The sequence below is a fragment of the Bacillales bacterium genome, assembly GCA_035700025.1.
Classification (GTDB): domain Bacteria; phylum Bacillota; class Bacilli; order Bacillales; family DASSOY01; genus DASSOY01.
In genome coordinates, this window is the sequence record DASSOY010000048.1 from 1 (window position 1) to 23,957 (window position 23,957).

A 23,957-nucleotide genomic window follows, 5' to 3' on the forward strand; every position below is an offset into this window, starting at 1 on the left:
CCTTAAGGATCGTATCCTTATTTTGGTCTCGGCGTGAAATATTATGTATCATACATGTTGGAAGCGAAAGGCTGCAGGAGGTGCCGAGATGAAAATCGAATCGAACAAAAACGCGAAAGTGAAACGATGGAAGAAGCTGCATACGAAAAAAGGGCGAAAAGAAACCGGCCGATTCATGCTTGAAGGTTGGCATTTAATCGAGGAAGCTTTGGCAGCATCGGTGTCGATTGTCGAATTGATTGTTGCCGAAGGCGTGAAACTTCCCGATCATGAAAACATACGGGATCTTCCGCAATACGAGGTTCCTCGGTCAATAATGAATGTGATCACGGAAACGGAGACGCCGCAAGGCATTGCTGCGGTATGCGAGCCAATTGTGGTTGATGCGGAAAACGTTCCGTTAAAAGGCGGATTTTTATTCGTTGATGCTGTGCAAGATCCGGGAAATGTCGGTACGCTCATTCGTACAGCTGACGCTGCAGGATTGACAGCGGTCGTACTCGGTGAAGGGTGTGCCGATTTATATAACGGAAAAGTGATTCGTGCCACGCAAGGTTCCTTGTTTCATTTGCCGGTGTTTGGCGGAGATTTGCGCGAGTGGACGAGCCGGTTTCAAGCGGCTGGCATTCCTGTGTATGGTTCGGCGCTGACAAATGCCGTGAGCTTTGTCGAAGTTGCTCAAACCGCTGATTTTGCACTTATCGTCGGCAATGAAGGGAGCGGTGTGAATCCGAAATTGCTGGAAGCCGCTGATCAAAATTTGTATGTGCCGATCACGGGAAAAGCTGAGTCGTTAAACGTATCTGTGGCGGCAGCGATTTTAATGTACCGACTGAAGCACGGTTAGCACAGTTGCACGAAACAATTTTTTTCCTTATAATGAAACGCAACTGAACATCATGAAACACTGTGAAGGAAAATAGTAAGCTGCCGCTCGCCGGATCAGGGAGAAACGCCGACGACTGAAAGCGTTTTGCGGAAGATGCAGCTGAATTCGCTCCGGAGTGGAGCCCGGGAGCCGGTCGTTGAAATCGGTGAAAGGGTGTACGGGTAATCCGTTAAATGAAATGAAGTGATCGGCTCGCGATTGAGCCGGTAATTTGGGTGGTACCGCGAATCCTCGTCCCTTTATAAGGGGCGGGGTTTTATTTTTTTCTTCGATTGGAGGATTTGACATGCAGGAACGATTGCAGGAATTACAAGAGCAAGCCTTGGCGGAAATTGAATCCGCGGCAGGATTGCGTGAGTTGGAACAAATACGCGTGACGTATTTAGGGAAAAAAGGACCGATAACTGAGATTCTTCGCGGCATGGGGAAATTGCCGAAGGAAGAACGGCCGAAGGTCGGGCAAATGGCGAACGTCGTACGCGAAGCGATCAGCGAGCGGCTCGAAGCGAAGCAGCAAAAGCTTGAGGAAGCTGAAGTGGAACGCCGTTTGGCTGAAGAAACGATTGACGTAACGCTGCCGGGACGGCCGGTCGGCCGCGGTAATGCTCATCCGTTGACGGCGGTCATTGAAGAAATTGAAGATTTGTTTCTCGGCATGGGCTTTCAAATTGCCGAAGGACCGCAGGTCGAAACCGATCATTATAACTTCGAGGCGCTGAACATCCCGAAAAACCATCCGGCGCGCGACATGCAGGACACTTTTTATTTAACGGAAGATTTACTGCTGAGAACGCATACGTCGCCGGTGCAGGCGAGAACGATGGAAGCACATCAAGGCAAAGGTCCGGTGAAAGTTATTTGTCCGGGCAAGACGTATCGCCGCGATACAGACGATGCGACACATTCGCATCAGTTCATGCAAATTGAAGGGCTCGTTGTCGATGAAAACATTCGTTTGAGCGATTTGAAAGGCGTCTTGACCATTTTTGCGAAAAAATTGTTTGGGGATGAACGTGAGATTCGGCTGCGCGCCAACTTCTTTCCGTTCACTGAGCCGTCGGTCGAAATGGACATCTCGTGCTTTAACTGTAAAGGGGAAAAATCTTGCCGCGTTTGCAAAGGTTCCGGTTGGATCGAAATCTTGGGCGCAGGCATGGTGCATCCGAACGTCTTACGTGCTTCTGGCTTTGATCCAGAAAAGTATACCGGATTTGCATTCGGCATGGGTCCCGAACGGATTGCGATGCTGAAATACGGCGTTGAGGATATCCGTCACTTTTACAGCAGTGATGTTCGTTTCTTGAAACAGTTTCAAAGAGTGTAGGGGGTAATCAGTCATGCGTGTTTCTTATAAATGGTTGAATGAATATGTGAATACAGACGGCTATGATGCTGATGTGTTGGCCGATAAAATTACGAATGCCGGGATCGAAGTCGATGCCGTTCATGATTTGAATGACGGTGTGACCGGTGTTGTCGTCGGCCATGTAAAAGTTTGCGAGCCGCATCCAAATGCCGACAAGCTCAATCTATGCCAGGTGGATGTTGGTGAAGAAGAACCGCTGCAAATTGTGTGCGGTGCGCCGAACGTAGCTGCTGGACAGAAGGTGCCTGTGGCGGTGCCGGGAGCGGTTTTGCCTGGAAATTTTAAAATTAAACGGACGAAGCTGCGCGGAGAATCTTCAAACGGTATGATTTGCTCGCTGCAAGAGCTTGGCGTAGACGAAAAACTCGTGCCTCGCGAAGTGAGCGACGGCATTTATGTGTTCGAGGAAGATGCGAAAGTCGGCGAAGATGCGCTCGGGTATTTGAACTTAGACGACCGTGTGCTTGAATTCGACTTGACACCGAACCGTGCCGATGCTTTGAATATGCTCGGCGCCGCTTACGAGACGGCTGCCATTTTGGATCGCAAAGTGCGCTGGCCGGAAGTCACGCTTCAGGAAACGGCGGAACAAGCATCAGATTATGTTTCGATTGCGATAGATGATGAAAAAGACAATCCATACTACGGCGCACGCATCATTAAAAATGTGAAGATTGGACCGTCGCCGCAATGGCTGCAAAACCGTTTGATTGCTGCAGGCATTCGTCCGATCAGCAACGTCGTCGACATTACGAACTTTGTGCTGCTCGAATACGGCCAACCGCTTCATGCGTTCGACTACGACCGTTTTGGTTCGAAGCAAGTGCTGACGCGGCGCGCGCGTGAAGGCGAAGAGATCGTGACGCTCGATGGAGCGAAGCGCAAGCTTTCGGCGGAGCATCTTGTCATTACGAACGGTGAAGAGCCGATGGCGGTTGCCGGCGTAATGGGCGGCGAGAAGTCGGAAGTTCGCGGCGATACAACGACGATTTTGCTTGAGGCCGCATACTTTGCGCCGGCGCGGATCCGGAAGGCGGCGAGTGACCTCGATATTCACAGCGAAGCGAGCCGCCGCTATGAACGCGGCGTCGACCCGAACCGGGTCGCGGCCGCTGCGGATCGCGCGGCACAGCTGATGGCGGAGATTGTCGGAGGTGAAGTGCTCGCCGGTGTGCCGGAAGCGGGCACGCGCGAGGTGGCGCCGAAGCGGGTGAGCGTTGCGACGGAGAAAGTGAATCGTGTGCTCGGCACGGACATTTCGGAAGACGAAATGGTTGCGATTTTCGGACGTCTGCAATTTCCGGTCGAATTGGCAGACGGACAATTGCATGTGACAGTGCCGACGCGGCGCATGGACGTGATGATCCAAGAGGATTTGATAGAGGAGATCGGCCGTATCCACGGCTACGAGCACTTGCCGACGACGCTGCCGTTCGGACCGACGACGCCTGGCCGGTTGACGGAGCGGCAAAGCAAGCGCCGGCAAATCCGCCGCTTCCTGGAAGGTGCCGGATTAAATGAGGCGATTACGTATTCGCTGACGACCGCGGATAAAGCGATGTTGTTTGCAGAAGAGTCCGTTGAGTCCCATCCAGTGACATTGCCGCTGCCGATGAGCGAAGAACATTCGACGCTGCGCTTGAGCCTCGTGCCGCAGCTGTTGGATGCGGTGAATTTTAACTTGAACCGCCGCATCTCCGACGTTGCTTTGTTTGAGATTGGACCGGTATTCCAGTCGGAAGAAGAAAAGCTGACGAAACAGCCGGAAGAGATCGAAAAATTGGCAGGCGTATTCACGGGTACGTGGTTTGAACAGCCGTGGCAAAAAGAGAAAAAGCCGGTCGACTTCTTTGTCGCCAAAGGCGTGATCGAAGGCTTATTCCAAGAACTCGGATATGGTGCGCGCGTGAAGTTTGTGCAAACGCAAAAAGACGGACTCCATCCGGGAAGAACGGCAGCGATCGTGCTTGATCATCGCCCGGTCGGTTACATCGGTCAAATTCACCCGACTTACGAGAAGCTGTTCGATATTGGCGAAACATATGTCTTCGAACTAAATCTCGATGCATTGTTCCAATCGACACCGGCACCGGTCGCATATCGTCCGTTGCCGCGTTATCCATCCGTCACACGCGATATTGCGCTTGTTGTTGACGAAGAAGTCGCCGCAGGCAACATTGAAACGGTGATTCGCACGGCGGGTGGGTCACTCTTGCAAGAAGTGTCGCTCTTTGACGTTTACGACGGCGAGCACATGGAAGCCGGCAAGAAATCCCTCGCTTATTCGCTCACTTATTTCGATCCGGAAAGGACATTGACGGACGAAGAAGTGATGAAAGCTCATGAAGCCGTTTTGAATCAAGTAAAAGAAGTGTTCGGAGCAGAACTGAGAAGCTAACGGAAATCAGCCCCAACGCGGGCTGATTTTTTTATTGCTTTATTGTTTTAACTGTTATATATTATTTATAACAAACGAAAAAGAAGGGTTTCCTATGATCATTGAGCTTGATTTGGAGTCGGAAACGCCGATTTATTTGCAGTTGAAGCAACAAATCATTGAAGGCATCGCGCTCGGGGAGCTGGAGCCGGGAGAGCCGCTTCCTTCGGTACGCGCGTTGGCATCTGACTTAGGCATCAACATGCACACGGTGAACAAGGCGTATCAGCTGCTAAAGCAAGACGGTTACATTCTCATTCACCGGCAAAAGGGCGTCGTCATTCATCCGGATGGCATGCCGGAAGCGGACGAGACTTTCAATGCACATATAAAAAATGGATTGAAGCCGTTGATCACCGAATCGATGTGCCGGCACATGGATGAGAAAGATTTTTTGCAAATGTGCCAAGCGGTTTTTGAAGAACTGAGGGGAAAGGGGCAAGCGTAATGATCTTTTCAATTTTTCTATTCATCCCAATCATGCTGCTCATGGCTGCGATGCCTTATTTAACGCGGAAAACAGAGAGTTTTGGCGTTGGCATTCCTTCGGATGTGTATGACAGCGAAGCTTTGCAAAGGATGAGAAAGCGTTACGGCTGGCAAACGCTCGCACTCGGCATTGTTTTCATCATCATCGCATCATTTTCAACAAAGTCTGCTTTTTACATTGTTTATCCGATCACGTTGTGCGCTTTTATCGTCGGATCTTTTCTTATTTATCTCGCTTACCATCGAAAAATGAAGGCATTGAAGACGGAAAGCCGTTGGACCGAGCAGATGAAAGCTGTCGTTGCCGTAGACACGCGGTTTCGTCATCAAAAAATGACCGTTTCCCACGCATGGTTTTTCATTCCGTTCGCGATTGCTGTCATCACTTTCGTGTTGACGTTTATTTTTTACGATCAGTTTCCAGCGAAGTTCCCGATGCATTATGATTTTGACGGAACAGTGACGACTTGGGCGGATAAATCGTATCGGACGTTGCTGTTGTTTCCTCTTTTGCAATTGTTCATGACGGGCCTGTTTTTGTTTATCAATGTCATCATTGCGAAAAGCAAGCAGTCGCTCGATCCAACCGATCCGAAAGCGTCCGCTTATCAAAACATTACTTTCCGCTATCGCTGGTCGATGTATTCGTTTCTATCCGGCACGATGATCGTCTTGCTGTTCGCGTTTGCGCAACTGTCTTTTGCAATCTCGATGCCTTCCGCGATCGTCATGAGTGTGCCATTTGTTGTCGTTACGTTCATCGTTTGCGGGGCGTTTGTGCTTTCTTTTACGACCGGGCAAGGCGGGAGCCGAGTTCATTCGACTCCAGAGGAAAAGTCAGGCAAGATGCAACGCGATGAAGATCGTTATTGGAAGCTCGGACAATTTTATTTCAACCCGAACGACCCGGCCATTTTTGTCGAAAAAAGATTCGGCATCGGTTGGACAGTCAATTTTGCACATCCTGCTGGCTGGGGTTTTCTTGCGGCTATCATCGTCGTCATTGTTTTGCTGCAAATTTTTGTGAGTTAGGGGGAGTGCTCCGTTGGTCAGTCCTTTAACGATTGTTTTTCTCATTTTAACAGGTATCGTATCGCTCGCTTTGCCGATCGTGGTTCTCATCTATGTGCGGCAAAAATGGGGCGTATCGTGGAGGGCGATGATCGTCGGTGTACTCGTGTTCATCGTTTTTTCGCAAGTGCTTGAGAAAGCGTTGCATGTTTATGTGCTGATGATCAACGACACGACGGCTGAATGGCTGAAAAATCCTTACTGGTATGCGTTGTACGGCGGTTTGGCGGCTGCGCTTTTTGAGGAGTTCGGTCGGCTCGTCGGATTTCGATATTTTTTAAAAAATCAACGCACTTTCACGGATGGACTTTCGTATGGAATCGGCCATGGAGGCATTGAGGCATGGCTCGTCGGTGCTTTGGCGACCGTACAATTCACCGCTTTCGCGATTCTTATCAATACCGGCGGTTTTGCGCCGCTCGTTGCCTCCGCAGGACCTGGCGCCTCACAGCTGCTTGCCGTCAAGGATCAATTGCTTCATACGTCACCGTTTACCGCTTTGCTTGGTGCATTCGAAAGAATTTTCGCGTTCACGCTGCAGCTCGCGCTCTCGTTGCTCGTTTTGAAAGCGGTGCGCACGCGGCGAAAAGTTTATTTTGCGGCAGCTGTCCTCATTCATGCGGCCGTCGATTTCATTGCCGCACTCGGCCAAAAGCTTTCCTTCAGCCTTTGGCTGATCGAAGGTTTTTTGTTCATCGTCGCCGTTGTCGCTGCGCTGTGGATCAACTCCGAAAAAACAAGCTGACAACTAAGAGGTTGTCCCCAAAGCCATATAGGACAACCTCTTTTGATCGTTAACAAATAACATTAATTTCCATTTATTTTTTCTAACGAACATTTAATCAGCTTAGCGCCGCTTTTCACATCGATTTTGATAGAGTCCATATAATTGTGTAAAAAGACAAGACGGGTCATTCCCATTCCCATGTTACAATGTTTTCGACCAAGAAAATACGAACAGGAGGAATGGATAATGACCCAACTCAATCTTACCGTAAGCCTTGAAGATTTAAAAGACCAGGTAGCCAACTCCGAATTAGATGCTGTCATGAAATCATCTCTCGTTCTCGTTCTTAATGAATGCATGAAGAAAGAGCGAGATGAGTACTTGAATGCAAAGGCGTATGAAAGAACAGATCGTCGCTTCGATTACCGGAACGGCTACTATGAGCGTGATTATCTGATCTCCATGGGCAAGATTAAGTTATCTGTGCCACGCACGCGAAATGGCGAATTTTCTCCTTCTGTGTTTGAACGATATAAACGTGCGGATCAGGCCATCGTCCTTTCGATGATGGAAATGGTCGTCAACGGCGTTTCAACACGGAAAATCACTAGAGTCATAGAACAACTATGTGGGGAAAACGTATCAAAATCCTTTGTATCAAACGTCACGAAGAAACTTGATCCGATCGTGAATGAATGGGCGAATCGACCGCTAAACCTCATGTACTATCAATATATTTACACGGATGCGATGTACATAAAAGTCCGAGAACATCAACGCGTAGTTTCAAAGGCGGTTTACGTAGCGATAGGCGTCAATGCTAAACACAAACGGGAGATTATTGGTCTGAATGTCAATCACGGTGAATCGAAAGAAGGGTGGACACAGTTTTTTGATAAGTTAAAGTCCAGAGGGCTTCAATCCCCAAAAATGATCATTTCAGATGCTCATAAAGGCTTGAAAAAGGCGATTCATGAATCGTTTGTCGGAGCCAGTTGGCAACGCTGCACCTTTCACTTCAAACATAATATTGTGAACCAGATGCCGAAGAAAAATACAGAAGAAGCCAGAAATGCGCTGAAACGAATATTTGAGGCACCGAACATGGAGACGGCTCGAGCATTAAAGGATGAATTCATCGAAACGTATGAAGATCAAAAAGGATTCCAAAAGGCGATTGAAATTCTAGATGAGGGATTTGAGGACGCGATACAATTCATGAACGAGCCGATCAGTTATCATGTTCAGTTACGTACGACGAATAATCTGGAGAGATTGAATGCTGAAATTCGGAGAAGGGAAAAAGTGATTCGGATTTTTCCAAATACGCAATCCGCTTTCCGTCTCATTGGGGCTGTGTTGATGGAATATGAAAAAGAGATGGATAAGGGGAATCGAAAATTTTTACAGAGAAGGAATCAAGCTTGATTCCTTCTCTGTAATCCACCTTACCCAATAAATAGGTCGAATTCATTGTAATAGGATTTTACACAAAACTGTGGACTTGACTTCGATTTTTGTTCTAACGAACATTTTCGGCGCTTAGCGCCGTTTTCGCCGTATTTTGGATCGGTTTGGGCGTCTAAGGATCTTTTATGTTCGTTACATTTGGCAGATGCACATTTTTCCCCTCTAAGGGTCTTTCATGTTCGTAAGAATGATTAATGTCTTAAGGCTGACTCGTTCGGTCGTTTTTAACAATCTTTTGAGTCAGCTTCTTTTTCATTCACTGACGCGTTAACTCAAAAGCTTTTTGGGTATTCGCAAAATGCAGCTTGGCGACGTCACGAAGCACATCTTTGCCTTGCTCCCGGATGAGCTGCGCTGCCGCAGCATCGACCTGTGCGCCGGCGCCTTTCGGCAACCCCATGCCGACTTTTTCGCTTAACGCATCCATTTCTTTCACGAATGCTTGGCGCGCGATGATCGAGGCGGCTGCCACCGAAAGGTGAAGCCCCTCCGCTTTCGTCTGGAACCAAACACGATCGTTGATGATCTCCGGCTGTCCTTTTAAATAATTGTAGTAAACGCCGGGTTTTGCAAACTGGTCGATCAGGATGCCGTCATACGGCGTCCCTTCTTCTTTTAACTGATGAATGACGTGGCGGATCGCATGATTATGAAGCATCGCTTTCATTTTTCCTTGGTTCATGCCGCCTTCAAACAATTCATTGTATTTTCGGTTCGCCAGCGTCAGCTGCTTATAAGTAATAAGCGGCTTGATCGTCTCCGCTAGTGCGTCAATTTGCAAATCGGAAAGTTGCTTCGAATCTTTCAATCCGACGCTTTGCAACTCTTTCAGCTGATCACTTGCAATGAATGCGGCTGTCACGGTCATCGGTCCGAAATAATCTCCGGTCCCCACTTCGTCCGAGCCAATCACGGAAAGTGTCGCTAAATTTTTCGGCGGCAGCCATCTCGTATCTCCAGCAGTCGGTGCCTTCTTTTTTGCAGCGGTACTTTCTCCTTGCCAACGTGCAGCTTCCGTTTCACACGTTTTTCCTTGAAACAACACTTTTCCAGATAAATAGGCGGTGACGGCGCACCCGGGCGGTTTGGCGAAAAATAAGCTTGCTCCCGGTTTTTTTGACTGTATGTAAGGCCCGTAATGAGCTTTCATGCGTTCCAACGTCTGTTTCGAACATTTTAATACCGTTTGTCTCACTCGTTCTCCTCCTTTATGCGCCTTCATTATAACGGAGAATCTCCGGCTTGGCGACCTGCATCGGACAAATAAAAATGCGAGATTCCCACGGGGGATGTTTTTTTGTTAAAATGAATGTGCGTATGCCGTCGAAATTTTTGCGAGGGCTCGTGAAACGACAATATCAATACGTGTTCATAAAAAAAGGAAAGTCGAGGAATGTGCAGATGCTGACGTTGATTATTTTGGTTGTCTTGATTGCCGGGTTTTTCATCGGTCTCCGGCGCGGTCTCATTTATGAAATCATCCATTTGACCGGTTTTGTTGCCGCCTTTATTGTCGCTTATCTCTATTTTGACGATATTGCTTCGCGGCTGCGGCTGTGGATTCCGTATCCCGGTTCCGGAGCCGGAGAGGGCGTCGCTTTTTTTTCGGACGCTTTGAATTTGGAAGAAGCGTATTATCGGGGGATCGCTTTTGCGATGTTGTTTTTCGGGACGAAGATCATTCTACATATTCTCGGAACGATGCTTGATTTTCTCGCCGAACTGCCGCTGCTGCGGACGGTGAATCGCTGGCTTGGCGGCGCTTTCGGCTTCGTCGAAGTATACTTGCTCGTATTTTTGCTTCTGTCCTTTGCCGCGTTAGTCCCGCTCGATTTTATCCAAAACGCGGTCGGTCAGTCCGGGCTGGCGCAAACAATTGTCCAACATACACCGATATTCTCGGCGCAAATCAAGGAGCTCTGGATGTCCCCGGGCGGGGTTTAAGGACATGCGAACCCAAGTATGACGAAGGCAGGTGGTTGCCGTGAATAAGAAAGACATCGTGAAAGCGCTCGAAACGATCGCCGTTTATCTTGAGATTCAAGGTGAAAATTCATTTAAAGTGAGTGCTTACCGAAGAGCTGCACAAGCGCTTGAAAGCGATGAACGGAGTCTCGCAGCCATCGGCGACGTATCCCGGCTGAAAGGAATCGGCAGCGGCACCGCTGCGGTGATCGACGAACTGAAGGAAACCGGCCGGTCTTCGCTGCTCGAGCAATTGACGGAAGCCATCCCGAACGGGTTGCTTCCGTTGTTGCATCTTCCCGGACTTGGCGGGAAAAAGATTGCGAGGCTGTATGGGGAGCTCGGCGTGACAGATCTCACGTCGTTGGAGAAAGTTTGCCGGGAAGGCCAAGTGCGCGGGCTTTCCGGTTTCGGGAAGAAATCGGAAGAAAAACTATTGGCGGCGATCGAGGAGGTCGGGAAGCGGCCGGACCGATTGCCGGTGGCGTACATGCTGCGGGCAGCGGAGGAAATCGAGCGGCAATTGCGGGAGATTCCGTCGGTGCAACGATTTTCACGGGCCGGAAGTCTCCGTCGGCTGAGTGAAACGGTGAAAGATTTGGATTTTGTGGTGGCGACCGAAGATCCGCAAGCTTGTCGAGCGGCGATTTTGGCGCTTGCAGGCATATCGGAAATCGTCAATCAAGGCAACACGAAATTAACCGTTGCATTTGCGTTCGATTACGAGGTGCAAGCCGATTTCCGTCTCGTTGAACCCGATGCATATGCGACGGCTCTGCATCATTTTACTGGTTCGAAGGAACATAATGTGAAGATGCGTCAGCTGGCGAAAGCGCGCGGGGAGAAAATCAGCGAATACGGGATCGAAACCATTGAAACAGGAGAAGTGTCAACGTTTACTGACGAAGCCGCGTTCTTTGCCCATTTCGGGTTGAAGGAGATTCCGCCCGAATTACGCGTCGGCGGCGAAGAAATCAACAAGTTTGAGACGGACGTACGATTGATTTCCGAGTCTGATGTTCGGGCTGATCTTCACATGCATACGACATGGAGCGACGGGGCTTACACGATCGAAGAGATGGCCGAGGCCGCGCGGCAGCTCGGTTACGAATACATTGCGATAACGGATCATTCGAAATCGCTCGTCGTCGCTAAAGGGTTGGATGAAGAAAAACTGGCGCGGCAGCGGGAAGAAATTTGCCGGTTAAATGAGAAATATGATGATTTTACGCTATTTTCCGGCACGGAGATGGATATTTTACCGAACGGGCGTCTCGATTTTGAAGACGAAGTGTTGGCGAAACTCGATTTCGTCATCGCCTCGATTCATTCTTCGTTTTCGCAAAGCCGTAAGCAAATTATGGAACGCTTGAAAACCGCGATTTACAATCCGCATGTTGATTTGGTTGCCCACCCGACCGGACGGCTCATCGGGCGCCGGAAAGGGTATGACGTCGATGTGGCGCAGTTGATCGAATGGGCGCGAGAGACGGACACGGCCCTTGAATTGAATGCGAACCCGAACCGTTTCGACTTGGCGGCGAATTGGCTGCGGCTGGCTCAAGAAGCCGGTGTGAGGCTTTCAGTCAATACAGACGCCCATTACAAAGAAAACCTGACTTACATGAAGGTCGGCATTTCCTTTGCGAAAAAAGGCTGGATTCGGCCGGAGACCGTCATCAATACGTATACAAAGCAGCAATTCCTCGCTTTTTTGAATCGAAATCGAGGGGAACCTCGTAGTAGTTGATTAAACCGTTACAGCGGATACCGTTCAGTCAGGAGTGTTTAATTGTGGAACGGGCGATGAGAGTACTTGAATTCAATAAAATGATTGACCGGTTGAAGCGTCACGCGGCGTCTTCGCTCGGTCTCGAAAAAATTGAACAACTCAAGCCTTCAACCGATTTCGAACAGGTGAAACAGTGGCTCGATGAGACGGACGAAGGGGCAAAAGTGCTCCGATTGAAAGGAAGTGTGCCGTTCGGAGGCATTCACGATATCCGGGCGTCGTTGAAACGATCGCTCATCGGCGGGCATTTAAATGCCGCCGAATTGCTGGATATTGCCGAAACGATCTACGGAGGGCGGCGCTTGAAAGCGTTTATCGAAAAAATGGTCGAGGATGACGTCAAATTGCCTCTTTTGCACGGCATCGTTTCGCAATTTAATCCGGCCGGAGAGCTCGAACAGTCGATCAAAGCATGCATCGATGAATTCGGAGAGATTGTCGATTCGGCAAGCTCCGCTTTGCAACGGGTTCGCCGCGAAATTCGGAGCAGCGAAGGAAAAGTGCGCGAGAAACTGGAACAGCTCACGCGTTCCAGCAATACTCGAAAAATGCTCTCGGACGCGGTGATCACCATTCGCAACGACCGTTACGTCATTCCGGTGAAGCAAGAATACCGCGGCAGCTTCGGCGGCATGGTGCACGACCAGTCTTCTTCCGGCGCGACGCTTTTCATTGAGCCGGCTTCGGTCGTGGAAATCAACAACCGCTTGCAAGAAGCGAAAATGAAAGAAGCACGGGAAATTGAAAAAATTCTCGGGGAGTTGAGCGCTGAAACGGCTCAATATGCGGACGATTTGCTCGCCAATGTTGAACGGCTGCAGCATCTGGAATTTATTTTTGCAAAGGCGCATTATTCACGGGAATTGCGAGCCTCGAAACCGAAAATGAACTTGGACGGCATCATCTCGTTCACGAAAGCGCGGCACCCGCTCATTGCTGAGGACGAAGTTGTACCGATCGACATAATGCTCGGAGGCGACTACACGTCGCTGATTATTACCGGACCGAACACGGGCGGCAAAACGGTAACGTTGAAAACCGTCGGTTTGCTTACGTTAATGGCGCAATCCGGGCTCCACATTCCGGCGGAAGACGGCTCATCGGCCGCATTGTTCCAGTCTGTGTTTGCCGACATCGGCGATGAGCAATCGATCGAGCAAAACTTAAGCACGTTTTCGTCGCATATGACGAACATTGTCGATATTTTGAAAAACATCGATCGTCACAGTCTCGTGTTGTTTGACGAGCTTGGCGCAGGGACCGATCCGCAAGAGGGCGCGGCACTGGCGATCTCCATTTTGGATCATGTTCACGCTATCGGCGCCAAGGTTATTGCAACGACGCACTATAGTGAGCTCAAGGCTTATGCGTATGAACGAGAAGGCGTACTGAACGCAAGTGTCGAATTTGATGTCGAGACGTTGAGACCGACGTACCGGTTGCTGATTGGCGTTCCGGGCCGAAGCAACGCATTCGAAATTTCGCGAAGGCTCGGCATGAGAGAAAGCATGATCGATGACGCAAAGCGGCAAATCGCGAGTGATTCGAACAAGGTCGACCGGATGATCGCGTCGCTCGAAGAGAATAAGAAACAAGCGGAACAGGACCGAGCGGCGGCGCAAAGCTTGTTGCGGGAAACAGAACAATTGCAGCAAGAGTTGCAGAGGAAGATTGCGGCGCTGGAGAATGAGAAGCGGAAAGTGCTCGAGGATGCCGAACGGCGCGCGAAGGAAGCGGTGTCAGAAGCGAAAGTTCGCGCGGAGGCGATTATCGAGGAGCTGCGCGAAGCGGCGAAGCGGGAAGGCGGCGCCGTGAAGGAGCACGAATGGATCGCAGCGCGGAAGCGGCTCGAGGAGGCGGCGCCGCAGTTGAGCGGGGAGCGGCCGGCTCGGCCGGCCGAGCGCGGAGGCGAGGCGCAACGGAAATTTGCCGCAGGTGATGAAGTGAAGGTGATCAGCCTAGGGCAGAAAGGGCATATCGTCGAGCAATTGGACGATGATGAATACCTTGTGCAGCTCGGGATCTTGAAGATGAATGTAAATGCGGATGATTTGCGGAAGGTGAAGGCGGAGAAGCCAAAGTACAGCGAGGCCGTGACGACGGTGCGGAGCAGCGATTCACACGTGAAAACGGAGCTGGATTTGCGCGGGAAACGGTATGAGGAAGCGATGCACGAAGTGGAGAAGTATTTGGACGATGCGCTGCTTGCCGGCTACCATCAAGTGTCCATCATACACGGCAAAGGGACGGGCGCATTGCGAAAAGGCGTGACGAAGTGGCTGCAAAACCATCCGAACGTGAAAAGTACGAGGATGGGGGCCGCGGGGGAAGGTGGAAGCGGGGTCACCGTCGCGCAATTAAAATAACGGAGGTCGAGGCGATGGATCATTTCTGGGAGAATCCTTACATTCGTGATGCGGCCGACTACAGCGTAGTGATTTTATGCCTGGTCGTTTTTCTCGCGATTTTCGAGCTGTTGACCCGTTATCGCAATTGGTACGAAATCAAACGAGGCAACTTGTCTGTTGCAATGGCTACGGGCGGAAAAATTTTTGGGATCGCCAACATTTTTCGGTTTTCGATTTTGAACAATGACGACGTGTTGACGATGGTAGGCTGGGGCGCGTTTGGTTTTGCCTTGTTGTTGATCGGCTATTTCATATTTGAGTTTCTTACCCCGACGTTTCGAATCGACGATGAGATCGCAGCCGACAACCGGGCAGTCGGTTTTACGGCGATGATGATTTCGATCGGCCTTTCCTACGTCATCGGCACGGGGATCGGCTAGGAGGACAACACGTGAAAACGTTAGCGAAACTTTTAATTGTCTGCTGTGTCTTGTTTTTTGCGGCGGGGATCGTCTACTTGACATTTTTTTAATAATGGACAGGATAAATCTGTTATAATCAAACTAAATAGGCATTTGTAAGCGGAAACAAGTCCCATTCTGTTGCAGAATCGTCTGGAGCCGTCAAGTTGGATTACGTGACTGGGCGTCCTTTTCAAGGACGAACGTTAAGGAGGCATTGCAATGGCAAATGGTGATCGAAAGCCGTGGTTGAAACTGTATCCCGAAGAAATTCCGGCCCGCCTCGATTATGAAGAACGTCCATTGTTTCATTTTCTGCAACAAGCAGCGATCAAGCATCCCGACAAGACGGCGGTGGATTTCCTCGGAAAAGAACTGAGTTACGCCGAGTTGTACGAAAGTGCGGTGAAAGTCGCCCATTTCTTTCATTCGCTCGGCATTCAAAAAGGCGAACGGGTTTCCGTCATGCTGCCGAATTGTCCACAAGGTGTCATCAGCTATTATGGAGTTCTGTTGGCAGGCGGCATTGTCGTGCAAACGAATCCGTTGTACACCGAACGCGAATTGCACCATCAACTTGCCGATTCAGAAGCGAGGTTTATCATTTGTCTTGATTTGGTCTATCCGAAAGTCTTGAAAGTGATGTCGTCACTGAAACTTGAACATGTCATCGTCACCGGCATACAAGATTTTCTTCCTTTTCCGAAAAACGTGCTGTATCCGCTCGTGCAAAGAAAACAAAAGAAAAGTTTGCTCGTCGACGTAAATTATCGTCATCCGTTCGTCCATTCTTTCCCTTCCATTCTTGAACATACGGAAGCGATCCAACCGGAAATCGACGTCGACCCGAAAGAAGACCTTGCTTTGCTGCAATATACGGGAGGAACGACGGGGCCGGCGAAAGGTGTTATGTTGACGCATTACAATCTTGTCGCCAATACGATGCAATGCCGGGCGTGGATGTACAAAATGAAATACGGGGAAGAACGGGTGCTTGGAATTTTACCATTTTTTCACGTTTACGGCATGACGACAGTAATGAATTTGTCGGTCATGTACGCTGCGGAAATGATTATTTTGCCAAGGTTCGATGTGAAACAAACGTTGAAAACGATCGAGAAAAAACATCCGACATTGTTTCCCGGTGCACCGACGATGTATATCGGACTGTTGCATCATCCTGACATCGAAAAGTATGATTTGTCTTCCATTAACGCTTGCATCAGCGGCTCTGCTCCGCTTCCGGCCGAGGTGCAAAAACAGTTTCAAGAGAAAACGAACGGTAGGCTTGTCGAAGGCTACGGGTTGTCGGAAGCTTCTCCCGTGACGCATGCGAATTTGATTTGGAACGATCGGAAAACCGGGAGCATCGGGTTGCCGTTTCCTGACACGGATGCCGCCTGTCTATCGTTGGAGACCGGTGAGATCGCCGGCGTCAACGAAGTCGGTGAACTGATGGTGAAAGGCCCCCAAGTGATGAAAGGGTATTGGAGGCGTCCGGATGAGACGGCGGCCGTCTTTAAAGACGAATGGTTGTTGACCGGGGATGTCGGGTACATGGACGAGGATGGGTATTTTTATATCATCGACAGGAAAAAGGACATGATCATCGCAGGAGGGTTCAATATTTATCCTCGTGAGGTTGAGGAAGTTCTATACGAGCACGAGGCGGTTCAGGAGGTCGTCGTTGTCGGAGTTCCGGACGCTTATCGTGGGGAAACGGTTAAGGCTTACGTGGTGCTGAAGAAAGGGAAAACATGCGGGGAAAAAGAGTTGGATGACCATTGCCGCCAATCGCTTGCTGCTTTCAAAGTGCCGCACCTGTATGAATTTCGCGACGAGCTGCCGAAGACGACTGTCGGAAAGATATTGCGACGGACGTTGTTGGAGGAAGAGAAGAAAAAAGCGCAGGCTGCCGCAGGGGAATCGCAATCGAATTAATGCCGTCAATGGTCGACGTAACCGGTTGGCGATTTTCGTTGACATGAAAAAAGAAATTTCGATATGATAACAATGAATGAACGATCATTCATTGATGGGAGTCTGACATGACGAAACGAAATCAACCGAAATATGGGAAAATCATCGACGCCGCAGTGGTAGTCATCGCTGAGCACGGATTTGAACGTGCGCAAATCTCGAAAATTGCCAAGCAAGCCGGGGTCGCGGACGGCACGATCTACTTATATTTTAAAAACAAGGAAGATTTGCTGCTTTCCTTGTTCCGTGAAAAAATGGGGCAATTCATTGAAAGCATTGAAAATGAAATCGCCGGCAAAACGCGAGTCCGGGATCGATTGTTTACGCTGATTGACATGCATTTTCGGCAATTGGCCGCGGACTATTCGCTTGCGATTGTCACGCAGCTTGAATTGCGCCAGTCGAATAAAGGTTTGCGAGCCAAAATAGGGGAAGTTCTCAAGAGGTATTTGAAGCTTATTGATGATATACTGGTGGAGGGGATGGACCAGGGCGTGTTCGATGCCGATTTGGATGTGCGTCTGGCGAGACAGATGATTTTTGGAACTTTGGATGAAACCGTTACCAATTGGGTATTGAACGAAGGAAAGTACGATCTGGCGGCTCTTTCTGCCGATGTGAATCGGCTGTTGATTCGCGGGTTGAGCGGCGGCAATTGCTGAACGGCCGGCGAGGACGCAAGCACGAACACGAAACTCGTTATCATTCTTTGGAGGTGGGCATGCAGTGAACTTATTCGTCATTATGAAAAGAACCTTCGATACGGAGGAGAAAATCGTCATCGCGGACGGTCGAATCCAGGATGAAGATGCCGAATTCATCATCAATCCATACGATGAGTACGCGATTGAGGAAGCGATTCAACTTCGAGACGAACATGGAGGAGAAGTGACCGTCGTAACGGTAGGCAGCGAGGACGCTGAGAAAGAATTGCGAACGGCGCTGGCGATGGGCTGTGACAAAGCGGTGTTGATCGACATCGAGGAAGATGTCGACCGACGTGATCAATATACGACTTCGCAAGTGTTGGCTAAGTTTTTCGAAGACAAAGACTACGATTTGATCTTGGGAGGGAATGTCGCCGTTGACAACGGCACAGGCCAAGTCGGTCCGAGGCTAGCAGAATTGTTGGATATTTCTCACGTGGCGACGATTACCGACATCCAGGTCGACGGCGAAACAGTATCGATTGTCCGCGACGCCGAAGGCGACGAAGAGAAAATCGAAACCCATTTGCCGTTGCTCGTGACAACACAGCAAGGGTTGAACGATCCGCGTTATCCGTCTTTGCCGGGCATCATGAAGGCGAAGAAAAAGCCGTTGGCGACGATTGAATTGGACGATCTCGATCTCGAAGAAGAAGACGTAGAAGCGAAAACGGAAACGATCGAACGTTTCTTGCCTCCGAAAAAAGAAGCCGGCCGGATTTTGGAAGGCGAGTTGGACGATCAAGTTAAGGAACTCGTCCGCTTGCTGAAATCCGAAGCCAAGGTCATTTGAGTGCGGCGTAAACAGCCGTAACGGAAATGGCTTTCCCGTATCGACACGGAGGAGAACAGATACCCATGAACATATGTTTATGGAATGAGGAGGAGAATACCAATGGCTGGGAAAACACTCATATTGGCTGAAGCGCGTGAAGGCGAGTTGCGTAACGTTTCTTTCGAAGCGATCGCGGCGGCAGGCCAAATCGCCGACGGCGGCGAGGTCATTGCGGTGCTTTGCGGAAAACATTCGAAGGAAACCGGCGAACTCCTGATTCAACGGGGCGCAAACAAAGTGCTGCTTTTGGAAAACGATCAATTGGAAAACTATACAGCGGTTGCCTATAAACAGGCGCTGTTGCAAGTCATCGAAGCGGAAAATCCCGATGCGGTTGTGTTCGGCCATACGGCAATCGGCAAAGATCTTGCCGCTCGCCTGGCTGCCCGGCTCAACAGCGGTCTCATATCTGATGTGACGGAAATCGAAGGAAGCGGAGACGAAGCGGTTTTTGTTCGTCCGATTTATTCGGGCAAGGCGTTTGAGAAGAAGAAGATTTCCGAAGGCAAGCGGTTCGTTACGATCCGTCCGAACAACATTGCTGCATTGGAGAAAGACGACAGCTTGACAGGCGAAGTTTCGACGTTCGACGTTGAGATTAAAGATTTGCAAACGGTCGTTAAAGAGATCGTTCGGAAATCAAGCGGGGACGGCGTCGATTTGGCGGAGGCGAAAATCGTCGTTTCCGGCGGCCGCGGCGTGAAAAGCGCCGAAGGGTTTGAACCGCTGAAAGAGCTTGCCGAGGTTCTCGGCGGCGCTGTCGGCGCCTCACGCGGCGCTGCGGATGCCGGTTATTGCGAGTATGCGTTGCAAATCGGCCAAACCGGAAAGGTGATCACACCTGATTTGTACATTGCTTGCGGCATATCCGGAGCGATCCAACACTTGGCGGGAATGTCCAACTCGAAAGTGATTGTCGCAATTAACAAAGATCCGGAAGCGAACATTTTCAATGTCGCCGATTACGGAATTGTCGGCGATTTGTTCGAGGTCGTTCCGAAGCTGACAGAAGAGCTGAAGGCAGTGGTCAACGGCTGATCAGCGATCGTTTGAATGAGCATACGGATGGCTTTTTCATAATCGTTCGTGATATACTTCCCGTAAATTGGTTATCATTAAGTATGCAGGGAGGTAAAGGGAATGGCCATTGTAAAAGCTACCGATCAAAATTTCACGGAAGAAACAAGCCAAGGTCTCGTGCTTGCCGATTTTTGGGCAGAATGGTGCGGACCTTGTAAAATGATCGCTCCGGTGCTCGAGGAAATCGATGCCGAACTGAGCGACCAAGTGAAAATTGTTAAACTGGACGTGGATGAAAATCAGGAAACGGCCGGGAACTTCGGCGTCATGAGCATCCCGACCTTGATTCTGTTCAAAGACGGCGAAGTCGTCGACAAAGTCGTCGGTTATCAGCCGAAAGAAGCGCTCGTTGAAGTGATCAATAAACATCAATGACGTTTGCGAAAAAAGCGGCCCTTGCGGGTCGTTTTTTGTTTGCGTTATCGGGGGAGGCGCTTTCCCCTCTTAACGGTATTTTTTATGGTACGATAGAATCAGCAAGTTCAGAGGATGAAGAGCGATGAGCAAACTGAAGGAGAAATTGGCGGTATTGCCGGACCAACCCGGTTGCTATTTAATGAAAAACGATCGCGGCAAAATCATTTATATCGGCAAAGCATCGGTTTTGAAAAACCGCGTGCGTTCCTACTTCAGCGGAAGCCATGATCCGAAAACGGAAAGGCTCGTCAGCGAAATCGCCGATTTTGAATACATTGTGACCTCTTCGGAAATCGAAGCGCTCATTTTGGAAATGAATTTGATCAAGAAACACGATCCGAAGTACAACGTAATGATGCGGGACGATAAAAGCTATCCGTTCTTGAAGATCACAAAAGAACGACACCCGCGGCTGATCATTACCCGGAAAGTCAACCGCAAGACGGGCAAATACTTCGGCCCTTATCCGAACGTCGGTGCGGCAAATGAAACAAAGAAACTGCTTGACCGTCTCTACCCGCTAAGGAAATGCCGAACGCTCCCTGATCGTGTTTGCTTGTACTATCACATCGGTCAATGTTTGGCTCCATGTGTGTACGACATAAGCGAAGAAAAAAACGCCGAGATGGTGGAAGGCATTGAAAAATTTCTCAACGGCGGGTATCGCGAGACGAAACGCGACTTGCAGAAAAAAATGAAAAAAGCGGCGGAAGAACTGAATTTCGAGCATGCAAAAGAACTTCGTGACCAAATTCGTCACATCGAAACGGTCATGGAAAAGCAAAAAATGACCTTGAACGACTATGCCAACCGTGATGTGTTCGGCTACGCATATGATAAAGGCTGGATGTGCGTACAAGTGTTTTTCATGCGCCAAGGGAAACTCATTGAGAGGGATGCGTCGTTGTTTCCTATCTACGGCGATCCGGAATCGTCTTTCTTAACGTTTCTCGGGCAATTTTATTTGCAAAATCAACACATGAAGCCGAAAGAGATCATGATACCGAAAACGATTGACGAAGAAGCCGCGGTTCAATTGCTTGATGTTCCCGTTCACCGCCCGATTCGCGGAAAGAAGAAAGATTTAGTGGAACTCGCCAACAAAAATGCGGCGATTGCGCTGAAAGAAAAGTTCGCATTGATCGAGCGGGACGAGAGAAGGACGATCCACGCAGTCGAAAATCTCGGAAAACAATTGGGCATTGACACACCGCATACGATTGAAGCGTTCGACAATTCTAACATTCAAGGGACGAACCCGGTTTCGGCGATGGTTGTATTTGAAGACGGAAAGCCGCTGAAGAGCGCTTACCGAAAATATAAAATTCGCACCGTTGACGGACCGGATGATTACGATTCGATGAGGGAAGTCATTCGCAGACGCTATGCACGGCTCGTGAAAGAAGGCGGTTCGCTGCCGGATTTGATTATGATCGACGGGGGCAAAGGACAACTGGCCGCTGCCGGGGACGTGCTTGAAAACGAACTCGGCTTGCTCATTCCAGTTTGCGGACTCGCGAAGGACGACCGTCATAAAAGTTCGCAATTGTTAATGGGCGATCCGCCGCAGGTGATTCCGCTGAAACGGAACAGTCAGGAATTTTATTTGCTGCAACGAATTCAAGACGAAGTGCATCGGTTTGCGGTTTCGTTTCACCGGCAAGTGCGCGGGAAATCGATGATTCAATCTTCGTTAGATGGGATTCCGGGCGTAGGGGAGAAAAGAAAACGAAAATTGCTCCGCCATTTCGGATCGGTCAAAAAGATTAAAGAAGCTACGCTTGAACAATTGTGCGGTGCCGACATGCCGCAATCCGTCGCGGAGAATATCATTCGCCATTTTCAAGATTTGGAGGGCGATGTGAAATAGTTGTTTTTTTGATCGTGATTTGATAGACTGCAATAATATAAATCGGTTTTGCCAATTGAATACTTCATAAAGATAGAGGTGCGAAAACCATCAGTACCGGCTGGAGAACATTCGGGTTCTTTGAAAGCACGGGAAAGGGGAATTCGCCGAAGCAGGGGGATGCCGAGGGGTTCCAATGCTGGACTTGCGCCGAACAGGTGTAAGGCTGTCACACATGGCGTGTGGAGGACTATCACCGGTATTTTGGTTTCGTTTGTTTGATCAGCGGTGAGGTCCTCACGGCTGATTTTGTTTTTTTGGGAGAAGCGACAATCTTGCAGAGAGGAATGGAAAATGTGTCTTTGATCGTACAGAAATTCGGAGGAACGTCCGTCGGGACGGTTGAGCGGATCCGGAATGCCGCGAAACGGATCATTCATACGGTGGACGAAGGCCATCAAGTCGTTGTCACCGTTTCGGCAATGGGAAAAACGACGGATGAACTAGCGGCCTTGTCCGCACAAATTCATGCAACGCCTTCAAAACGAGAAACCGATATGTTGTTGTCCGCTGGGGAACAAATTTCGATGTCGCTCTTGTCTATGGCTTTAAATGCGCAAGGGTACGAAGCCGTTTCGTTGACAGGATGGCAAGCCGGAATCATAACCGAACCGGTTCATGGCAATGCTAGAATCGTAAACATTAACACCGATCGCATGCATTCGCTGCTGGAAGAAAAAAAGATTATTATCGTCGCCGGTTTTCAAGGCATTACCGAGCAACAAGAAGTAACGACGCTCGGACGCGGGGGTTCAGATACGACGGCGGTAGCGCTTGCTGCGGCACTGCATGCCGACAAGTGCGAAATTTACACCGATGTTGACGGTGTCTATACTTGTGATCCTCGCTATGTGAAGGATGCTCGAAAGATCGATACGATTTCCTATGATGAAATGTTAGAGCTGGCAACATTAGGTGCGACCGTCCTTCATCCACGCGCCGTAGAATTTGCGAAAAACCATCGGGTCCATTTGGAAGTTCGTTCGAGTTTGATCGATTGCAGCGGTACGAAAATTGAGGGGGATGTACAATTGGAAAACGAAATGGTCGTCAGAGGGCTCGCTTTTGAAACGAATGTAACGAAAATTACGCTGTCGCAATTGCCGAATCGAATGGATACTTTGTCGAATGTATTTTCCACGCTTGCTTCGAGCGGTATCAACGTGGACATCATTATCCAAAACGTCAATGATGAGTCGACCACGAATTTGTCTTTTTCCGTGGATCAAGCCGACCTTGACGAGACGTTGGCCATTCTTCGGAAACATCGGACACGCTTGCAATATGAAAAGGTTTCGTGTGAAAAAGATCTCGCCAAAGTATCCATCGTCGGTTCCGGAATGATTTCCAATCCGGGTGTAGCGGCGAAAATGTTCCATGCATTGACGGAACGAAATGTATTGATCAAAATGGTGAGCACGTCCGAAATTAAAGTTTCCACCGTCATTGCCAAAACTGAACTCGAGACGGCGTTGGCGGCTTTGCACAGCACCTTTCGCCTTCACGAAGAAAAAAAAGTTCTGCAACCGAGTTAACGAGTGCGGGAACGCCTGCGTGACCGAGTCTCTTCGTGTACCGTGTCATTTACTGTATCTTTCAAGTCCCATTCAACCAAAATATGAAGGACGCCGCTTTTGCAGCTGGCATGGGCATCGGCCACCCGGTTTTTCATTCGCTCGTATTGCTGAGCCAGAAAACCGGCCTCCAGGGTGAAAGCGGCTTCGTTTTTCGCTTGTTTCGACAACAGCGGAGAGCGAACGGCAAACATGATTTTGTTCTTTTTTTCTCGTTCAATCGCGAGGTTTCCCCAACCCGCGTCGTGAAAAAAACGACTCAGTTCTTCAATGGATTCGACGGGGTGTTTTCTCGCCAAATTTTTACCTGCCCAATACAGAATCGAAGCTTGCTCCTTTCCGAGCAATTCGGGGATCAATTCGTTGCGAAGCAATTCATAACCAAATCCCGCGGATCGTTCCATTGGTTGATCGTTGATCATTTTCATGGTGTCTCTCCC

Annotated in this window: 20 protein-coding genes, 1 riboswitch and 1 other annotated feature; of the genes, 18 read left to right on the forward strand and 2 right to left on the reverse strand. The window is 49.5% G+C overall.

The genetic code is table 11. From position 1 onward, the window contains the following. The first annotated feature begins 88 nt into the window (after positions 1 to 88). The 7 genes from VFK44_07650 (at position 89) to VFK44_07680 (ending at position 8,407) form a co-directional block, all read left to right on the forward strand. Positions 89 to 847, forward strand: a complete 759-nt coding sequence (locus VFK44_07650; protein HET7628248.1) for an RNA methyltransferase — start codon at positions 89 to 91, stop codon at positions 845 to 847. A gap of 53 nt (positions 848 to 900) precedes the next feature. After that, positions 901 to 1,131 (forward strand) — a binding site (T-box leader). A 44-nt stretch (positions 1,132 to 1,175) separates the two neighbouring features. Beyond that, positions 1,176 to 2,213, forward strand: a complete 1,038-nt coding sequence (gene pheS / locus VFK44_07655) for a phenylalanine--tRNA ligase subunit alpha (protein HET7628249.1) — start codon at positions 1,176 to 1,178, stop codon at positions 2,211 to 2,213. Positions 2,214 to 2,226: 13 nt separating this feature from the next. Next, the gene (pheT, locus tag VFK44_07660; GenBank protein ID HET7628250.1) at positions 2,227 to 4,653 is read left to right on the forward strand and encodes a phenylalanine--tRNA ligase subunit beta; all 2,427 of its coding nucleotides are present in this window, start codon (positions 2,227 to 2,229) and stop codon (positions 4,651 to 4,653) included. Between the two features lie 94 nt (positions 4,654 to 4,747). Then, the gene (locus VFK44_07665; GenBank protein ID HET7628251.1) at positions 4,748 to 5,140 is read left to right on the forward strand and encodes a GntR family transcriptional regulator; all 393 of its coding nucleotides are present in this window, start codon (positions 4,748 to 4,750) and stop codon (positions 5,138 to 5,140) included. Then, positions 5,140 to 6,213, forward strand: coding sequence for a DUF5808 domain-containing protein (locus VFK44_07670; GenBank protein ID HET7628252.1), 1,074 nt, complete (start codon positions 5,140 to 5,142; stop codon positions 6,211 to 6,213). The genes VFK44_07665 and VFK44_07670 overlap by 1 nt, the downstream gene beginning before the upstream one ends. A gap of 13 nt (positions 6,214 to 6,226) precedes the next feature. After that, positions 6,227 to 6,997, forward strand: coding sequence for a YhfC family intramembrane metalloprotease (locus VFK44_07675; GenBank protein HET7628253.1), 771 nt, complete (start codon positions 6,227 to 6,229; stop codon positions 6,995 to 6,997). Between the two features lie 228 nt (positions 6,998 to 7,225). After that, positions 7,226 to 8,407 carry an IS256 family transposase gene (locus VFK44_07680; protein ID HET7628254.1) on the forward strand — a complete coding sequence of 394 codons (1,182 nt, stop codon included), beginning with the start codon at positions 7,226 to 7,228 and terminating at the stop codon, positions 8,405 to 8,407. Positions 8,408 to 8,705: 298 nt separating this feature from the next. Here VFK44_07680 and rnhC read toward each other — a convergent pair whose 3' ends face one another. Next, positions 8,706 to 9,644, reverse strand: a complete 939-nt coding sequence (rnhC, locus tag VFK44_07685) for a ribonuclease HIII (protein ID HET7628255.1) — start codon at positions 9,642 to 9,644, stop codon at positions 8,706 to 8,708. A 110-nt stretch (positions 9,645 to 9,754) separates the two neighbouring features. Between rnhC and VFK44_07690 the strand changes: the two genes are divergently transcribed. The 11 genes from VFK44_07690 (at position 9,755) to VFK44_07740 (ending at position 23,478) form a co-directional block, all read left to right on the forward strand. Further along, positions 9,755 to 10,393: a CvpA family protein gene (locus VFK44_07690; protein ID HET7628256.1), complete on the forward strand. Its 639-nt coding sequence runs from the start codon at positions 9,755 to 9,757 to the stop codon at positions 10,391 to 10,393. Positions 10,394 to 10,433: 40 nt separating this feature from the next. Then, positions 10,434 to 12,164, forward strand: a complete 1,731-nt coding sequence (polX, locus tag VFK44_07695) for a DNA polymerase/3'-5' exonuclease PolX (GenBank protein HET7628257.1) — start codon at positions 10,434 to 10,436, stop codon at positions 12,162 to 12,164. Positions 12,165 to 12,208: 44 nt separating this feature from the next. Further along, the gene (locus VFK44_07700; protein HET7628258.1) at positions 12,209 to 14,572 is read left to right on the forward strand and encodes an endonuclease MutS2; all 2,364 of its coding nucleotides are present in this window, start codon (positions 12,209 to 12,211) and stop codon (positions 14,570 to 14,572) included. A 14-nt stretch (positions 14,573 to 14,586) separates the two neighbouring features. Further along, a complete protein-coding gene (locus VFK44_07705) occupies positions 14,587 to 14,994 on the forward strand; it encodes a DUF350 domain-containing protein (protein ID HET7628259.1) in 408 nt (135 codons plus the stop codon). A 243-nt stretch (positions 14,995 to 15,237) separates the two neighbouring features. Continuing rightward, positions 15,238 to 16,956 carry an AMP-binding protein gene (locus VFK44_07710; protein ID HET7628260.1) on the forward strand — a complete coding sequence of 573 codons (1,719 nt, stop codon included), beginning with the start codon at positions 15,238 to 15,240 and terminating at the stop codon, positions 16,954 to 16,956. A gap of 107 nt (positions 16,957 to 17,063) precedes the next feature. Then, positions 17,064 to 17,657 (forward strand): TetR/AcrR family transcriptional regulator, encoded by a 594-nt coding sequence (locus VFK44_07715; protein HET7628261.1) that lies wholly within the window; start codon positions 17,064 to 17,066, stop codon positions 17,655 to 17,657. 64 nt (positions 17,658 to 17,721) lie between these two features. After that, the gene (locus VFK44_07720) at positions 17,722 to 18,495 is read left to right on the forward strand and encodes an electron transfer flavoprotein subunit beta/FixA family protein (GenBank protein HET7628262.1); all 774 of its coding nucleotides are present in this window, start codon (positions 17,722 to 17,724) and stop codon (positions 18,493 to 18,495) included. 102 nt (positions 18,496 to 18,597) lie between these two features. Beyond that, complete coding sequence (locus VFK44_07725) at positions 18,598 to 19,575, forward strand: electron transfer flavoprotein subunit alpha/FixB family protein (protein ID HET7628263.1); 978 nt, start codon at positions 18,598 to 18,600, stop codon at positions 19,573 to 19,575. A 102-nt stretch (positions 19,576 to 19,677) separates the two neighbouring features. Then, positions 19,678 to 19,992, forward strand: a complete 315-nt coding sequence (gene trxA / locus VFK44_07730; protein HET7628264.1) for a thioredoxin — start codon at positions 19,678 to 19,680, stop codon at positions 19,990 to 19,992. A 124-nt stretch (positions 19,993 to 20,116) separates the two neighbouring features. Continuing rightward, a complete protein-coding gene (gene uvrC, locus VFK44_07735) occupies positions 20,117 to 21,904 on the forward strand; it encodes an excinuclease ABC subunit UvrC (GenBank protein ID HET7628265.1) in 1,788 nt (595 codons plus the stop codon). A gap of 65 nt (positions 21,905 to 21,969) precedes the next feature. Continuing rightward, positions 21,970 to 22,144, forward strand: a riboswitch (Lysine riboswitch). Between the two features lie 95 nt (positions 22,145 to 22,239). Further along, complete coding sequence (locus VFK44_07740) at positions 22,240 to 23,478, forward strand: aspartate kinase (GenBank protein HET7628266.1); 1,239 nt, start codon at positions 22,240 to 22,242, stop codon at positions 23,476 to 23,478. Here VFK44_07740 and VFK44_07745 read toward each other — a convergent pair. Further along, a complete protein-coding gene (locus VFK44_07745) occupies positions 23,475 to 23,945 on the reverse strand; it encodes a YslB family protein (protein HET7628267.1) in 471 nt (156 codons plus the stop codon). The two genes, VFK44_07740 and VFK44_07745, sit on opposite strands and share 4 nt — an antisense overlap. Positions 23,946 to 23,957: the final 12 nt, after the last annotated feature.

Coding starts and splice junctions, on each gene's coding strand:
- VFK44_07650 (HET7628248.1), top strand. CDS start 89: ATGAAAATCGAATCGAACAAAAACGCGAAAGTGAAACGATGGAAGAAG.
- pheS (HET7628249.1), top strand. CDS start 1,176: ATGCAGGAACGATTGCAGGAATTACAAGAGCAAGCCTTGGCGGAAATT.
- pheT (HET7628250.1), top strand. CDS start 2,227: ATGCGTGTTTCTTATAAATGGTTGAATGAATATGTGAATACAGACGGC.
- VFK44_07665 (HET7628251.1), top strand. CDS start 4,748: ATGATCATTGAGCTTGATTTGGAGTCGGAAACGCCGATTTATTTGCAG.
- VFK44_07670 (HET7628252.1), top strand. CDS start 5,140: ATGATCTTTTCAATTTTTCTATTCATCCCAATCATGCTGCTCATGGCT.
- VFK44_07680 (HET7628254.1), top strand. CDS start 7,226: ATGACCCAACTCAATCTTACCGTAAGCCTTGAAGATTTAAAAGACCAG.
- VFK44_07690 (HET7628256.1), top strand. CDS start 9,755: ATGAATGTGCGTATGCCGTCGAAATTTTTGCGAGGGCTCGTGAAACGA.
- VFK44_07705 (HET7628259.1), top strand. CDS start 14,587: ATGGATCATTTCTGGGAGAATCCTTACATTCGTGATGCGGCCGACTAC.
- VFK44_07710 (HET7628260.1), top strand. CDS start 15,238: ATGGCAAATGGTGATCGAAAGCCGTGGTTGAAACTGTATCCCGAAGAA.
- VFK44_07715 (HET7628261.1), top strand. CDS start 17,064: ATGACGAAACGAAATCAACCGAAATATGGGAAAATCATCGACGCCGCA.
- VFK44_07725 (HET7628263.1), top strand. CDS start 18,598: ATGGCTGGGAAAACACTCATATTGGCTGAAGCGCGTGAAGGCGAGTTG.
- trxA (HET7628264.1), top strand. CDS start 19,678: ATGGCCATTGTAAAAGCTACCGATCAAAATTTCACGGAAGAAACAAGC.
- uvrC (HET7628265.1), top strand. CDS start 20,117: ATGAGCAAACTGAAGGAGAAATTGGCGGTATTGCCGGACCAACCCGGT.
- VFK44_07745 (HET7628267.1), bottom strand. CDS start 23,945: ATGAAAATGATCAACGATCAACCAATGGAACGATCCGCGGGATTTGGT.